The 14417-nt window shown below is 72.8% G+C and carries 16 protein-coding genes and 1 pseudogene; 11 read left to right on the forward strand and 6 right to left on the reverse strand.

From position 1 onward, the window contains the following. The first annotated feature begins 178 nt into the window (after positions 1 to 178). The 7 genes from ACZ4MF_RS15005 to crcB (ACZ4MF_RS15035) all read left to right on the forward strand — a co-directional run bounded on the left by ACZ4MF_RS15005 (position 179) and on the right by crcB (ACZ4MF_RS15035) (position 7514). The gene (locus tag ACZ4MF_RS15005) at positions 179 to 760 is read left to right on the forward strand and encodes a (2Fe-2S)-binding protein (protein ID WP_467492423.1); all 582 of its coding nucleotides are present in this window, start codon (positions 179 to 181) and stop codon (positions 758 to 760) included. Next, positions 757 to 1749: an FAD binding domain-containing protein gene (locus ACZ4MF_RS15010; RefSeq protein WP_467492424.1), complete on the forward strand. Its 993-nt coding sequence runs from the start codon at positions 757 to 759 to the stop codon at positions 1747 to 1749. The genes ACZ4MF_RS15005 and ACZ4MF_RS15010 overlap by 4 nt, the downstream gene beginning before the upstream one ends. Continuing rightward, on the forward strand, positions 1746 to 3884 hold the full coding sequence (locus ACZ4MF_RS15015) for a xanthine dehydrogenase family protein molybdopterin-binding subunit (protein ID WP_467492425.1): 2139 nt from the start codon (positions 1746 to 1748) through the stop codon (positions 3882 to 3884). The genes ACZ4MF_RS15010 and ACZ4MF_RS15015 overlap by 4 nt, the downstream gene beginning before the upstream one ends. Then, positions 3877 to 5013 (forward strand): XdhC family protein, encoded by a 1137-nt coding sequence (locus ACZ4MF_RS15020; protein WP_467492426.1) that lies wholly within the window; start codon positions 3877 to 3879, stop codon positions 5011 to 5013. Before ACZ4MF_RS15015 ends, ACZ4MF_RS15020 begins: the two co-directional genes overlap by 8 nt. A gap of 97 nt (positions 5014 to 5110) precedes the next feature. After that, the gene (locus tag ACZ4MF_RS15025) at positions 5111 to 6406 is read left to right on the forward strand and encodes an FAD-dependent oxidoreductase (RefSeq protein ID WP_467492427.1); all 1296 of its coding nucleotides are present in this window, start codon (positions 5111 to 5113) and stop codon (positions 6404 to 6406) included. A 242-nt stretch (positions 6407 to 6648) separates the two neighbouring features. After that, the gene (crcB, locus tag ACZ4MF_RS15030; RefSeq protein WP_467492428.1) at positions 6649 to 7143 is read left to right on the forward strand and encodes a fluoride efflux transporter CrcB; all 495 of its coding nucleotides are present in this window, start codon (positions 6649 to 6651) and stop codon (positions 7141 to 7143) included. Beyond that, positions 7140 to 7514: a fluoride efflux transporter CrcB gene (gene crcB, locus ACZ4MF_RS15035; RefSeq protein WP_467492429.1), complete on the forward strand. Its 375-nt coding sequence runs from the start codon at positions 7140 to 7142 to the stop codon at positions 7512 to 7514. Before crcB (ACZ4MF_RS15030) ends, crcB (ACZ4MF_RS15035) begins: the two co-directional genes overlap by 4 nt. 97 nt (positions 7515 to 7611) lie before the next feature. On the opposite strand, the gene ACZ4MF_RS15040 is transcribed toward crcB (ACZ4MF_RS15035), so the two are convergent. Together ACZ4MF_RS15040 and ACZ4MF_RS15045 are read right to left on the reverse strand one after the other, a co-directional pair. Continuing rightward, positions 7612 to 8013: a YrdB family protein gene (locus tag ACZ4MF_RS15040; protein WP_467492430.1), complete on the reverse strand. Its 402-nt coding sequence runs from the start codon at positions 8011 to 8013 to the stop codon at positions 7612 to 7614. Positions 8014 to 8125: 112 nt separating this feature from the next. After that, complete coding sequence (locus ACZ4MF_RS15045; protein ID WP_467492431.1) at positions 8126 to 8407, reverse strand: hypothetical protein; 282 nt, start codon at positions 8405 to 8407, stop codon at positions 8126 to 8128. A 271-nt stretch (positions 8408 to 8678) separates the two neighbouring features. Here ACZ4MF_RS15045 and ACZ4MF_RS15050 point away from each other — a divergent pair, with 271 nt between their 5' ends. Then, positions 8679 to 9098: a hypothetical protein gene (locus tag ACZ4MF_RS15050; protein ID WP_467492432.1), complete on the forward strand. Its 420-nt coding sequence runs from the start codon at positions 8679 to 8681 to the stop codon at positions 9096 to 9098. Between the two features lie 29 nt (positions 9099 to 9127). Here ACZ4MF_RS15050 and ppk2 read toward each other — a convergent pair whose 3' ends face one another. After that, complete coding sequence (gene ppk2 / locus ACZ4MF_RS15055) at positions 9128 to 9967, reverse strand: polyphosphate kinase 2 (RefSeq protein WP_467492433.1); 840 nt, start codon at positions 9965 to 9967, stop codon at positions 9128 to 9130. A 131-nt stretch (positions 9968 to 10098) separates the two neighbouring features. Here ppk2 and ACZ4MF_RS15060 point away from each other — a divergent pair, with 131 nt between their 5' ends. Together ACZ4MF_RS15060 and ACZ4MF_RS15065 are read left to right on the forward strand one after the other, a co-directional pair. Continuing rightward, complete coding sequence (locus ACZ4MF_RS15060) at positions 10099 to 10461, forward strand: ArsR/SmtB family transcription factor (protein WP_467492434.1); 363 nt, start codon at positions 10099 to 10101, stop codon at positions 10459 to 10461. A gap of 135 nt (positions 10462 to 10596) precedes the next feature. Further along, entirely contained in the window at positions 10597 to 11622 is a 1026-nt protein-coding gene (locus ACZ4MF_RS15065) for a zinc-dependent alcohol dehydrogenase family protein (RefSeq protein ID WP_467492435.1), read from the forward strand. Between the two features lie 8 nt (positions 11623 to 11630). On the opposite strand, the gene ACZ4MF_RS15070 is transcribed toward ACZ4MF_RS15065, so the two are convergent. Continuing rightward, entirely contained in the window at positions 11631 to 12338 is a 708-nt protein-coding gene (locus tag ACZ4MF_RS15070) for a TetR/AcrR family transcriptional regulator (protein ID WP_467492436.1), read from the reverse strand. A 97-nt stretch (positions 12339 to 12435) separates the two neighbouring features. Here ACZ4MF_RS15070 and ACZ4MF_RS15075 point away from each other — a divergent pair, with 97 nt between their 5' ends. After that, entirely contained in the window at positions 12436 to 13659 is a 1224-nt protein-coding gene (locus ACZ4MF_RS15075) for a saccharopine dehydrogenase family protein (protein WP_467492437.1), read from the forward strand. 75 nt (positions 13660 to 13734) lie between these two features. Here the strand turns inward: ACZ4MF_RS15075 and ACZ4MF_RS15080 are convergent. Next, positions 13735 to 14007: pseudogene (locus tag ACZ4MF_RS15080) on the reverse strand (TetR-like C-terminal domain-containing protein); the annotation flags it as partial. Between the two features lie 73 nt (positions 14008 to 14080). Continuing rightward, a complete protein-coding gene (locus tag ACZ4MF_RS15085; RefSeq protein ID WP_467492438.1) occupies positions 14081 to 14380 on the reverse strand; it encodes a hypothetical protein in 300 nt (99 codons plus the stop codon). Positions 14381 to 14417: the final 37 nt, after the last annotated feature.

The raw sequence follows: 14417 nt of genomic DNA on the forward strand, positions 1-14417 counted from the left end.
TGTCCACCATAGCGGCGGACGCGCCCCAGCGGCAGTCGACGGCCGCCCCTGTCCGGCCCCAGCACTCGGCACCTTCGTTTCGCCCCGCGGCACAGGCCCGCACGGCGCACTCCCCGCGCCGCACGTATCCCGGCTGCCGGACCCTTCGTACGCACTGTCCATGCGAAAGAAGCAGCTCATGACCTCATCGACGTCCAGTGTCATCACCCTGAGGATCAACGGCGAGAAACACACACTGCCCGTCGACCACCGCACCACCCTGCTCGACGCACTCCGCGAGCGCCTCGACCTCACCGGCACCAAGAAGGGCTGCGACCAGGGACAGTGCGGGGCCTGTACCGTCCTGCTGGACGGGCGCCGGGCGGTCGCCTGTCTACAGCTGGCCGTGGCGGCCGAGAACCGCGAGATCACCACCATCGAGGGCGTGGCCGACGGCGACCGCCTGCACCCCGTGCAGCAGGCGTTTCTCGACCTGGACGGATTCCAGTGCGGCTACTGCACCCCGGGCCAGATCTGCTCGGCGATCGGGGTGATCGAGGAACACGCGGCGGGCTGGCCGAGCGCCGCCACCGCCGACGTACGGCCCGAGGCGGGGCCGCCGTCCCTGAGCGCCGAGGAGATCCGGGAGCGGATGAGCGGCAACCTGTGCCGCTGCGGCGCGTACGTGTCGATCGTCGAGGCGGTGGCCCGCGCGGCCCAGGTCCGGGCGGACGAGCGCCGTGACGAGGACGTCCCGGCGGGCAAGGGAGCGGCGGCATGAGGGAGTTCGACTATCAGCGGGCGTCCGACGTGGCCGGCGCCGTCGCGCTGCTCGGCGCCGATCCGGACACCCGCTTCCTCGGTGGCGGCACCAACCTCGTCGACCTGATGAAGTCCGGGGTCGAGCGTCCCGCCCGGCTCGTCGACATCCGTGAACTCCCGCTCGACGAGATCGAGTCGACGCCCGACGGCGGACTGCGCATCGGTGCCACGGTCACCAACGGCGACCTCGCCGCCCATCCCGGGATCCGGCGCCGCTACCCGGCCCTCGCGCAGGCGGTGCTGGCGGGCGCGTCCGGGCAGCTGCGCAACATGGCCACGGTCGGCGGGAACCTGCTCCAGCGCACCCGCTGCGGCTACTTCACCGACGTCACCAAACCCTGCAACAAGCGGGTGCCCGGCAGCGGTTGCCCCGCCGTCGAGGGCGAACACCACAACCACGCGATCCTCGCCGCCTCCGGTCACTGCGTGGCCGTACACCCCTCGGACATGGCCGTGGCCCTCGCCGCCTTCGACGCCGTCGTCCACTTCCACACGGCGGACGGGCCGGGGGAGTTGCCGCTCGCCGACTTCTACCTGCCCGTCGGCGACACCCCGCACCGTGAGACGGCCCTGCCGCCGGGCGCGCTGATCACCCACGTCACGCTCCCGCCCGCCCCGGTCGCCGCCCGCTCCCGCTACCGCAAGGTGCGCGAGCGTGCCTCGTACGCCTTCGCCATCGGCTCGCTCGCCGCCGCGCTCGACGTCCGCGACGGCGTCGTACGGGACGCCCGCCTGGCCTTCGGCGCCGTCGCCTCCCGGCCGTGGCGGGCCCGCGCGGCCGAGCGGATCCTCATCGGTGCGCCGGCCGACGCCGGGACCTACGCCGCCGCGGCGGACGCCGAGCTGGCCGCGGCCCGGCCGCTGCCGCACAACGGCTACAAGGTGGAGCTGATCCGCAACCTCGTGGTGGCCGTCCTGTCCGAACTCGCCGAGGAGGCGGCCCGATGACCACCCTCACCACCGCGACCACCCTGCACACACCCGCCGTCGGCACCGCGCACACCCGGGTCGAGGGCCGGGACAAGGTCACCGGAGCCGCCCGCTACGCCGGGGAGGTGCCCTTCGCGGACCTCGCGTACGGCTGGCTGGTGCTGTCCACGGTCGCCCGCGGCCGCGTCCGTGACCTCGACACCGAGTCCGTCCTCGCCATGCCCGGTGTCCTCGCCGTCCTGGAGCACCGCAACGCCCCGCGCCTCACCACCGACTACACCGGCCTGATGGGCATGCGGCCGGACCCGACCTGTGCCGTCTTCCAGCATGACCGGGTGCCCCATCTGGGCTGGCCGGTGGCGCTGGTCGTGGCCGAGACGTCGGAGCAGGCCAGAGAGGCCGCCGAGGCGCTCGTGGTGCACTACGAACAGGAGCCGCACGACGTCGGGTTCAGCGCCGGGCACCCCGACGCGTACCCGGTGGAAGGACACATGCCGGCGGTGACGGAGAAGGGCGACCTCGACGCCGAACTGGCCGCGGCGGCGGTCATCGTGGACGCCGAGTACACCACTCCCGAAGAGCATCACCACCCGATGGAACCCCATGCCGCGACCGCCCGCTGGGACGGTGGCCGGCTGGAGGTGACCGACTCCAACCAGGGCGCCACCTGGGTCGTCGGGGAGCTGGCGAACCTCTTCTCGCTCGACCCGGCCGCGGTGCGCGTACGCTCCGAGCACGTCGGCGGCGGCTTCGGCAGCAAGGGCGTGCGCGCCCACCAGGTGGCCGCCGTGATGGCCGCGACCGTCCTCCAGCGCCCGGTGCGCGTCGTCCTGACCCGACGTCAGATGTTCTCGCTGGCCGGCTACCGCAGCCCCACCGTGCAGCACGTGCGGCTCGGCGCCGACACCGACGGACGTCTGCGTGCCCTGGCGCACCGCTCCCTCAGCCAGACCGCCACCGGGTACGAGTTCGTGGAACCGAGCGCCGGGGTGGCCCGGGTGATGTACGACGCCGACGCCCACCACACCGCCAACCGCGTCGTACGGCTCGACGTGCCGTCCCCGACGTTCATGCGCGCCCCGGGCGAGGCGCCGGGCTCGTTCGCGCTGGAGGCCGCCCTCGACGAACTCGCCGAGAAGTGCGGGATCGACCCGATCGAACTGCGCCTGCGCAACGAACCCGACAGGGGGCCGGTGTCCGGCCTGCCGTTCGCCGGCCGCAATCTGGCCGTCTGCCTCAGGGAAGGCGCCCGCAGGTTCGGCTGGGCCGAGCGGGACCCACGCCCCGGGCTGCGCCGGGAGGGCCGCCTGCTGCTCGGCACGGGTATGGCGGCCGCCTCCTTCCCGGCGGGCGCGATGCCGTCCACCGCGAGCGCGACCGCGCACCCGGACGGCAGCTTCACCGTCCGGATCTCGGCGGCCGACATCGGCACCGGGGCCCGAACCGCACTCACCCTGGTCGCCGCCGACGCGCTGCGGACGTCTCCCGAGCGCGTCCATGTGCGCATCGGGGACAGCGACTTCGGTCCGGCGATGATCGCCGGCGGCTCCATGGGCACCCGCTCCTGGTCCTGGGCGATCCGGGTGGCGGCCGGGGAACTGTGCGAGCGGCTGGCCCTCGGCACCGGCATCCCGCCCGAGGGGATCACCGTACGGTCGGACACCACCGAGGCCGTCGGCGCCCTCGCCGCCGCCGAACGGCACTCCTACGGCGCGCAGTTCGCGGAGGTCGCCGTGGACGCCGGCACCGGCGAGGTGCGGGTGCGGCGCATGCTCGGCATCTTCGCGGCGGGCCGGATCATCAACCCGCTCACCGCACGCAACCAGTTGCGGGGCGGCATGATCTGGGGCATCTCCATGGCCCTGCACGAAGAGGCCGTCCGCGACCGCGTCTCGGGCGGGCACGTCGGCGCCGACCTCGCGGGCTACCACGTCGCGACACACGCCGATGTGCCCCGCATCGAGGCCGACTGGATCGAGGACACCGATCCCGACGACCCGGTCGGCATCAAGGGCATCGGTGAGATCGGCATCGTCGGCGCCGCGGCCGCCGTCGCCAACGCGGTCTGGCACGCGACCGGCGTACGCCACCGCAGCCTGCCCGTCCGCCCGGACCGGATCCTCGCGGCCGCCGCGGAGGCGCCGGATGCTTGACCTGGCCGGGGAACTGCACCAATGGGCCGAGGAGGGCCGGGAGTTCGCCGTCGCGACCGTGGTGGCGGTCGGCGGCAGCGCACCGCGCGGCCCCGGCGCCGCCCTCGCCGTCGACAGCGCGGGCACCGTCATCGGCTCGGTCTCCGGAGGCTGCGTGGAGGGCGCGGTGTACGACCTGTGCCGCGAGGCACTGCGGACCGGCGAGAGCGTGCTCGAACGGTTCGGCTACAGCGACGAGGACGCCTTCGCCGTGGGGCTGACCTGCGGCGGGACGATCGAGGTGCTGGTCACCCCGGTGACCGGCCGGGCCGGGACGCTGCCGGCCGCGGCCCTGTCGGCCGCCGTCCGCCGCGAACCCGTGGCCCTCGTCCGGGTCGCCCGCGGCCCGGACGGACTGCGCGGAGGCGCCCTGCTGGTCCGGCCCGACGGCACCGGTGAGGGCGGCCTCGGCGGTCACCCGGACCTGGACCGGGTGGCGACGGCCGAGGCCCGGGCCCTGCTGGAGGCGGGCCGCACCGGCACGGTGGAACTGTCCGCGGACGGGTCCCACTGCCCCGGCGGTCTCACGCTGCTGGTCGAGTCGAACGTGCCGCCCCCGCGCATGATCGTGTTCGGTGCGATCGACTTCGCGGCGGCGCTCGCGAGGGCCGGAAAGTTCCTCGGGTACCACGTGACCGTCTGCGACGCCCGCCCGGTCTTCGCCACCCGGGCCCGCTTCCCGGAGGCCGACGAGGTCGTCGTGGACTGGCCCCACCGGTATCTGCGGCGCACCGGCACCGACGCCCGCACGGTGCTGTGCGTGCTCACCCACGACGCCAAGTTCGACGTGCCCCTGCTGACGGCCGCCCTGCGGATGCCGGCGGCGTTCATCGGCGCGCTGGGCTCGCGCCGTACCCACGAGGACCGCGCCCGGCGGCTGCGCGCGGAGGGCGTGAGCGCGGCGGAACTGGCCCGGCTGCGCTCGCCGATCGGCCTCGACCTGGGCGCCCGGACGCCCGAGGAGACCGCGCTGTCGATCGCGGCGGAGATCGTCGCCGTCCGGCGGGGCGGGACGGGTGTCCCGCTGACCGGCTCGACGACGCCGATCCACCACGACGACGAGGAACACGGTAGGCGGGCGGCCGCCTGAAGGAGTAGAATATTCATCGTCCGATGAATTAATGCTGTTGAATCAGCGCTGCCGAATCTGCTGCTGAATCACTGCTCCGCCGAAGGGCAGGACTGCCATGGAACAGACCACGTGCTGCGTCGTGGGCGGCGGCCCCGCGGGCATGGTGCTCGCCCTGCTGCTGGCCCGCTCCGGCGTCGACGTGACGGTGCTGGAGAAGCACGGCGACTTCCTGCGCGACTTCCGCGGCGACACCGTCCACCCCTCCACCCTGGCGCTGCTGGACGACCTCGGCCTGGCCGAGCGCTTCGCCCGGCTGCCGCAGCGCCGGGTGCGCACCGTCCAGCTGCCGGTCGGCCCCGGCCGCGCGAACGTCACGGTCGGCGACCTCTCCGTACTGCCCGGCCCGTACAACTACGTCGCGATGGTGCCGCAGTGGGACCTGCTGGACCTGCTCGCGGACGAGGCCCGCCGCGAGCCGTCCTTCCACCTGCGGATGAACACGGAGGTGACCTCCTTCCTGGTCGGGTCCGGCCGCGTGCGGGGCGTGCGCTACCGCACCGCCGACGGCCGCACCGGCGAACTGCGCGCCCACCTCACCGTCGCCTGCGACGGCCGCGGCTCGCTGGCCCGCATCCGGCCGGAGCTGGGCCTGCGCGAGTTCACCTGCCCGATGGACGCGTGGTGGTTCCGGCTGCCGCGCCGCGAAGGCGACCCGCAGGGACTCGTCGGCGCCGCCGGTGACCGCTTCCTGGCCGCGCTGATCGACCGCGGCGACTACTGGCAGTGCGCCGGACTCATCCCCAAGGGCACGGACGCACAGCGCCGGGCCGCCGGACTCGACCGCTTCCGGGCCCAGTTCGCGGCCGCCGCCCCCTGGATGGCCGACCGGGTGCACGCCCTGCGCTCGTGGGACGAGGTCAAACTGCTCGACGTACGCATGGACCGGCTGCGCCGCTGGCACCGCCCCGGGCTGCTGTGCATCGGCGACGCCGCGCACGCGATGTCCCCGGTCTTCGGCATCGGGATCAACCTCGCCGTGCAGGACGCGGTGGCCGCGGCCCGGTATCTCACCGAGCCGCTGCGCCGAGGGACCGTGGGCCTGCGCGACGTACGCCGCGTGCAGCGCCGCCGCCGGCCCACCACGGTCGTCACCCAGGCCCTCCAGCGGACGGCCCACGCCCGCTTCGTCGCCCCCGTCCTCCAGGGCCGGCCCCCGCTCGGCGGCGCGGACCGGGCCAAGGCCGTGGCGCATGTGCTCGCCGGATCGCGCTGGGTCCGCCGGCTCCCCGCGTACTTCGTCGGGTACGGCGCCCTGCGGGAGCGGCCACCGGCCTCGGCGGTCCGCAGACCGCCCGCGGACACCCTCCCTCCGCCCGGCGCGACGAACCGCACGGCCAAGGCATCTCCCTGAAACCGCCCGGGCGTTGATGCCTGCGGCGGTGGGCGGACGTACACCGGAGGCGGGGCCGGTTCCGGGCCCCGTCGGGGGCACGCTATTGTGATCCGCGGCTGTGACCTCCGGTCATGGCGCGGCGGTGGGGCTCGCCGTACCCGAACCGCGGCATCGGCGCCGCCAACAGTCCCTGCTTGCGGTGGAGTGTGCCCGCGTGCGTGCGATGTGTGCGGGTCCCGGCGAGTAGGAGACGCACGTTCATGACAGCCCCGAACCCCCAGGTGGACGAGTCCACGGACCCCGGTGTCGATCTGCGTGCGCCCGCCCTGCCGCGCGAGCCGGACTGGCGGGGGCAGGCGCCGGTGGTGGCGGTGGTGGCATTCGGCGGGGCGATCGGCGCCTCGGCGCGTTACGGTGCGGGGCTGCTGTGGCCGGCGGCGGGTGTCTTCCCGTGGACGACCCTGTGGGTCAACACGGTCGGCTGCGCGGTCATCGGCGTGTTCATGGTGCTGATCACCGAGGTGTGGCAGGTGCACCGGCTGCTGCGGCCGTTCTTCGGTACCGGTGTCCTGGGCGGTTTCACGACGTTCTCGACCTACGCGGTGGACATCCGGAAGCTGGTCGACGGCGGGCATCCCCGCACGGCGCTGGCGTATCTGGCCGTGACGCTGTGCGCGGCGCTGGCGGCGGTGTGGCTCGCGGCGACGGCGACGCGCCGCATGGTGACGAGGGCCGGCCGGGAGGAGAAGGCGTGAACTGGCTGCTGGTGGTGGTCGGGGCGGTGGTCGGGGCGCCCTTGCGGTATCTGACGGACCGCGCGGTGCAGAAGCGGCACGACACCGTGTTTCCGTGGGGGACGTTCACCGTGAACGTGGTCGGCTGTCTGATCCTGGGCCTGCTCTCCGGTGCGGCGGCGGCAGGTGCCGCCTCGCCCCGCGTCCAGTTGCTGTTCGGCACCGGGCTGTGCGGGGCGCTGACGACCTACTCGACCTTCTCGTACGAGACGCTGAGGCTGGCGGAGAGCGGGGCCCGGTTCCACGCCGTCGCCAACGTCGTCGCCAGTGTGGTGGCCGGCCTCGGGGCGGTGTTCGTCGGGGTGTCGTTCGCGGACGCGCTGTGGGCGTGACGGGGCCGGCCGGCGGCATCACCGACTTCGGCCAATGAGGCGTGGCGCTCAGGCAGTTGCTCCAAGGCGCGCATGAGCGAGAGCCGCGCCGGCGCCTTCAGGTCCCGGTGCGCGAGAGGGTCGGCCGGCGGCGGAAGAGCTCGGCGACGGCCGTGTTCGCGGTCACGACCACGGCCATGGCGACGGCTCCGACGGGATGCCCGACGCCGTACAGGGCCGCCGCTCCGCCGCCCAGCACGAGAGCCTTCACCGCGAGCACGAGAGGGAGCCCCGGCCGCAGCCGGGCCCTCGGTGCGGCGAACAGCGCCCACAGCGTCACCGCCGCCATAGGTGTGCCCAGGCCGAGCAGGACATGAAGGAACGCGTCGTCGCCGACGGTGAACCCCCACCAGCTCAGGCATGCGAGCGCGGCGAGTTCGAGCAGGAACGCCAGGAGTTCGTTGGCGGCGTACCAGTGCCGTTCGTCCGGAACGGCCGTGGCGTCAGGGACTGATGACATGGAGTCCTCTCGGTGCACCGCGGGAGCCCAGCATGACAGCGCGGCGCCGTGCGGAGAATCCCCCTGACGGACGCCGTGGACATCGGTGGACATCGGGCGAGGGTGCTCGGACTCAGCGCTGGGTCTGGCCGAAGCGCGCCGCGATCCACGCGGCGCCGCGCTCGGCCATGGCCCGCCTGCGCCCCCACCGGGACCGACGCCGGGCGACGGGCAGGGACGGGCGCTCCGGCGGGGTGGCCGCCAGGGCGGCGAGCCGGCCGGCGGCGCGTGCGAGGTCCGCCTGTAAGCCCCGGCGCCGCTCCGAGGTCCCGGCACGCAGGAGCGCCGAATAGAGCCCCTCGACCTCGGCCACAGCAGCGCCCAGCCGCAGATTCGCGTCGCGTACTCGTCGCATGTCCCCGCGTGGCATGAACGCCCTGCCTTCCCCCGATGCCGGTACGAACTCCGTTGACTTCAATTATTGCGCAAGGCGGCAAGTTCTTGTTGCTCTGCTGCCCCACCCCGCCGCAACCGTGCTCTCCCTCAGCGCTGTTACAAGACAGTGGCATGGCGTCAGTGAACGCCCGCCTTCCCCGTGTCGTCACTTCTCATGACCACGCCAATCGGCATGTAACTGGCCTTCGGCGCGAAAAACTCTTCTCTCCACGGAAAAGGACATATCAGTGATGGTCTCGAAGCGTCGCTCCCTGCGCATAGCCGTCGTCGGTACCCTCGGCGCGGCCTCCCTCGCTCTCGCCGGCACCGCGATGGCGGCCACCCCCGCCACGCACACCGCCTCGGCCGTCGCCTCCGCGCAGAAGGCGCAGCCCGCCAAGGCGAGCATCACCGCCAAGCCGTCGGTGTCCTCGGTCCGCGCCTGGCAGCTGTTCCGGGTCACGGGCAAGACCACCGGCATCAGGGCGGGCGGCAAGGTGACCCTGCAGCAGAGGCGGCACGGCACGTGGGTCGGCCTGCCCGCCTCCGCGCCGGTCCTGCACAACGGCTCCTACTCGCTCGGCGTCAAGCTCGGCCTGAAGGGCAAGAACGACCTGCGCATCGTCAACGGCACCACGGCCTCGCCGGTCTTCGATGTGACCGTGCGCTGAGCCGGTCCGACCCGGCCGCGGGGTCCCGTTCACCGTCTGCGACCGCCGCCCCCGGCCGCGCCGCCCTGCAACTGGGCCGCATGGTCGGGGACGTAGGTCCGCAGATCGCGCGGGGGCCGCTCGTAGCCGGTGGACGGGGGCCGCTTCGGCAGGTTCAGCACCGGCGGCGGGACCTCGTGGTACGGGACGGACTCCAGCAGGTGGGCCATCATGTTCAGCCGGGCGCGCCGCTTGTCGTCGCTCTCGACGATGTACCAGGGCGCTTCGGTGATGTCGGTGTGCACCATCATCTCGTCCTTCGCCCGGGAGTACGCCTCCCAGTGGGTGATCGACTCCAGATCCATCGGTGACAGCTTCCAGCGCCGCAACGGGTCCTCCAGCCGGCGCCGGAACCGCTCCTGCTGGGCCGTGTCGCTCACCGAGAACCAGTACTTGCGCAGCAGGATCCCGTCCTCGACCAGCATCCGCTCGAAGGCCGGGCACTGGCGCAGGAACCGTTCGTGTTCCTCGGGGGTGCAGAACCCCATGACGTGCTCGACCCCGGCCCGGTTGTACCAGGACCGGTCGAAGAGCACGATCTCTCCGGCGGCCGGCAGATGCTCGACGTACCGCTGGAAGTACCACTGGGTGCGCTCGCGCTCCGTCGGCTTGGGCAATGCGGCGATCCGGGCCCCGCGAGGGTTGAGGTACTCGGTGACCCGCCGGATGGCGCCGCCCTTGCCGGCCGCGTCCCGCCCCTCGAACACGACCACCAGCCGGGCGCCCTCGGCTCGCACCCACTCCTGGAGCTTGACCAACTCGGTCTGGAGGCGCAGCAGTTCGGCTTCGTAGACCTTGCGGGAGAGCGTCGGCGCTCTGTTGCCCTTCATGTGTGTATTTTCCCCTCGTTCCCGCTGTTCGGCCCGGAGGGTGAGCCGATGTCCGAGGGCGCTCCTCCCGCTCCCTTCGATGGCGGTCGTACCATGGCCTGACCGTACCGAAGCCGCCCCGAGGAGTCACCGTGGCCCGCCCTCGCACCGCCCGGACAGTGGAGCACCCCGAACTGTCGGAGGTCTCCCTTCAGCAGGTGCTGGAGGCGCTGGTGGATCCCGTGCGGCGGCTCGTGGTGACCCAGCTCGCCGCGGCGGACGAGGACATGAGCTGCGGCACGTTCGAGGCGCCGGTGTCGGTCTCGACGCTGACCCACCACTTCAACGTGCTGCGCGAGGCAGGCGTGATCCGGCAGTACTACGTGGGGACGACGAAGCTGAACGCGCTCCGCGCGGACGAGATGGAGCAGCGCTTTCCCGGTCTGCTCACCGCCGTGCTGGCGGCCGCTGCGGCGGAGGGTGCTGCGGCGGAGGGTGTGGCGGGGCCGGCCTGAGGCGGACGGGCGGGGGCAAGGCGCTTATTTCGATGGTGCTCAAAATTTGACGGTCATCGAACCTTGGTGCATGGTGGATGCCGGCACCGCCGCTGCGGTGCGTTCCCCCATCCCTGCTCCCAGGACGGATGCGTCATGGCACGTCACGTACAGTTCGACCGGATCGGCGGCCCCGAGGTCCTCACTCTGCGCGAGGTGGAGGTGGGTGCTCCGGGAGCCGGAGAGGTGCGGCTCCGCGTCGAAGCGATCGGCCTGAACCGGGCCGAGATCATGTACCGCGAGGGCGCCTACTTCTACCAGCCGGTCTTCCCGTCCACGCTCGGTTACGAGGCCGCGGGTGTGGTGGAGGCCGTCGGCGAGGGCGTGACCGGCCTCGCCGAGGGCGACCCGGTCGCCGTGGTGCCGTCGTTCCACCAGGCCGAGTACGGCACCTACGGCGACCACGTCCTCCTTCCGGCCTCGGCGGTCGTGCCGCGCCCCGCGAACGTCGACCCGGTCCGGGCGGCGGCGGTGTGGATGGCCTACGTCACCGCCTACGGCCCCCTCGCCGAGAGCGGCCGTGTCCGGCCCGGCGACCATGTGCTGATCACCGCGGCCTCCAGCAGCGTGGGGCTGGCCGCCATCCAGATCGCCCGCCACATCGGTGCGATCCCGATCGCCACGACGCGCGGCGCGAGCAAGAAGCGGCGCCTCCTGGACGCCGGCGCGGCCCACGTCATCGTCACCGACGAGGAGGACCTGCCCGCCCGGATCAAGGAGATCACCGCCGGCGAAGGCGTCCGCCTGGCCTTCGATCCGGTAGCCGGTCCCGGCGTCGAGACCCTCGCCCGGGGCATCGCACCCGGTGGCTTCCTGGTGGTCTACGGCGCCCTCGACCCGCGCCCCACCCCGCTGCCCAACGCGAGCTCCTACCCGGCGCTGAACAGCAGCACGTACACCCTCTTCGAGATCACCTCGGACCCCGAACGGCTGCGCCGCGCCGTGGCGTTCGTCAACGCCGGCCTCGCGTCGGGAGCCTTCGCGCCGGTCGTCGACCGCACCTTCGCCCTGGAGGACATCGCCGAGGCGCACCGCTACATGGCGGCCAACGGCCAGGTCGGCAAGATCGTCGTCACCGTCGGGCCGCAGGCCTCGCGGGACCCGCAGACCCCGCAGGACTGACGCGGCCGTCACGCCCCGAACGAGGGCACCCGCGCGGCGGTGTGTTCCAGCAGCATCTCCAGCGCGGCCGGATAGGCGCTGTGCGGCATGCGCCGAGCGAGCAGTCCGGCCGTGGCGGCGATGTGGGGATGCGAGTCGGCGGGCAGCCGCGCATAGGCGGTGTGCCACATCTCCTCGTCCCGGGCGCGCGTCTCGTCCGCCAGGGCGAGGGAACCGGCGTCGAGCGCGGCGAAGGCGAGGCTCTGGTCGATGAACGCGTGATACACGCGCACCGCCACCGGGTCGGGCAGCCCGGCACCGCGCAGGATGCCGAGGATGGCCTCGTCCACCGCGATCTCGCGGGGCCTTCCGGTGACGCGGCTGGCGGTGAGCAGGGCGGCCTGCGGGTGGGCGAGGTAGGCGCCGTAGATCGCCCGGCCGAGAGCGCGCAGATCGGCGCACCAGTCCCCGGTCGCCGTCCAGTTGTCGAGGGCCCGCCCCATCAGCTCGTCCCCGATGGCCCGGGTCAGCTCGTCCATCCCGGCGAAGTAGCGGTACAGGGTGCTGGGATCGGCGCCCAGCGCCGCGCCCAGACGCCGGGCCGTCAGCCCCGTGCTGCCGTGCTCGCGCAGCACGCGCAGGGCGGTGTCGACGATGATCTCCTCGGACAGCACCGTGCCCGTGCGCGTGGGCCGTCGCCGCCGCCGCGCCGCCTCCGGCACCACTTGTTTCGCCACGCCGCCCGCCTCCGCCACCCATCCTTATGCCAACAGGGTTGACCTTATCTTCCTCCGTCCCGTTCCATCGGTCCCCTCCGGAAGAAAGGTGTGTGTCATGCGCGTACTCCTCGTGGGCGCGGGTGGAGTCGGAACGGCCGTCACCCGGATCGCGGCCCGTCGTGACTTCCTCACCCGCATGGTCGTCGCCGACTACGACCTCGCCCGTGCCGAGGCCGCCGTCGCGGCGCTGGGGGAGCGGGGCGCCCGGTTCGCCGCGCGTCGGCTGGACGCCTCGGACCAGGACGCGGTGCGCCGGCTGCTCATCGACGAGCGCTGCGACGTCCTGCTCAACGCCACCGACCCCAGGTTCGTGATGCCGCTCTTCCGAGCCGCCCTGGAGGCCGGTGCGCACTACCTGGACATGGCGATGTCACTGTCCGCGCCGCACGGCTCGCGTCCGTACGAGGAGTGCGGCGTGAAGCTCGGCGACGAGCAGTTCGCGCTGGCCGCGCGCTGGGCGGAGGCGGGACGGCTGGCGCTGGTGGGCATGGGTGTCGAGCCCGGCCTGTCGGACGTCTTCGCCCGCTACGCGGCCGACGAACTCTTCGACGACATCGAGGAGATCGGCGTCCGGGACGGCGCGAACCTGACCGTCGAGGGTTACGACTTCGCACCGTCCTTCAGCATCTGGACGACCATCGAGGAGTGCCTGAACCCGCCGGTGGTCTACGAGAAGGACCGCGGCTGGTTCACCACCGTCCCGTTCAGCGAGCCCGAGGTCTTCGACTTCCCCGCGGGCATCGGTCCCGTCGAGTGCGTCAACGTCGAGCACGAAGAGGTGCTGCTGATCCCGCGATGGGTGGACGCGCGCCGGGTCACCTTCAAGTACGGGCTCGGCGCCGACTTCATCGCCAAGCTGAAGACCCTGCACGAACTGAGCCTGGACGCCACGGCCAAGGTGACCGTGCGCGGGGACGACGGACCGGTGCGGGTGTCCCCGCGGGACGTCGTCGCCGCCTGCCTGCCCGACCCGGCCGGCCTGGGCGACCGTATGACGGGCAAGACCTGCGCCGGCACCTGGGTGAAGGGCACCAGGGGCGGGGCGCCGCGCGAGGTGTACCTGTACCACGTGGTCGACAACGAGTGGTCGATGCGCGAGTACGGCTCCCAGGCCGTCGTCTGGCAGACGGCGGTCAACCCGGTCGTCGCCCTGGAACTGCTGGCCACCGGCGCCTGGTCCGGCAAGGGCGTCCTCGGCCCGGAAGCCCTGCCCCCACGCCCCTTCCTGGACCTGCTCACCGAGTACGGCTCCCCCTGGGGCCTGCGCGAGGAGAACTGACCGGCCCAGCCGGCGGACAGCTGATGCGGAGCACCGCCGCCGCGTCCGAGGGCTGGTCCCGGGGCCGGGTTGAGGTCATGTCAATCGGTCGACCAGCCCGTCGACGTAGTCGGGGGTGAGCGGGCCCGTGCCGAACAGGACGCGGATGTGCATCGGGGCCAGGACACGGTCCAGCACGCCGGACGCGTCGGGTACGTGCTCGCCGCGTTCGCGGGCGCGATCGAGCATGGACTGCAGTTGCCGGGTGCGTTCGGCGAGGGGGTCGTCACGCGCCTGCAGGCCCTGGTGACCGTTGCCCGACAGGGCGACGGCCAGGCGCACCAACGCCAGACCGTCGGGTCCGGTGAGCAGCACCACCCGGCAGATCCTCTTCGGATTCGGACGCACGGGTACCCCTGACAGCGGACGCGTCACGTCGGCGTCAGGCCCGCGTACCGCCGATCGACGGGCCGGCCGTGCTCCTGCCGTGCCTGCGGTGCGCACCCGTGCCGCGCCGGTGGTGTGCCGCGCCGCCGAAGGTCATGGCCATGCCCAGGCAGAAGATCAGGGCCAGGGCCAGGCCCGAGCAGAAGAGGGCGAGCGGGCCGAGGCTGGCGATGTCGTGACCGAGCACCGACACCGTGTGGTCCGGACCGCCGGACATGTTGTCGCTGATCGCCAGTGCCGTGAAGGCACCCGCTCCCACGATGAGGAGCAGTCCGAGGAACAGCATCCGATTCATCTCCCCTCGTCTCCTTGCGGAGTCGTCGTTGTGGAGT

This window comes from Streptomyces sp. NPDC025793 (genome assembly GCF_055558375.1).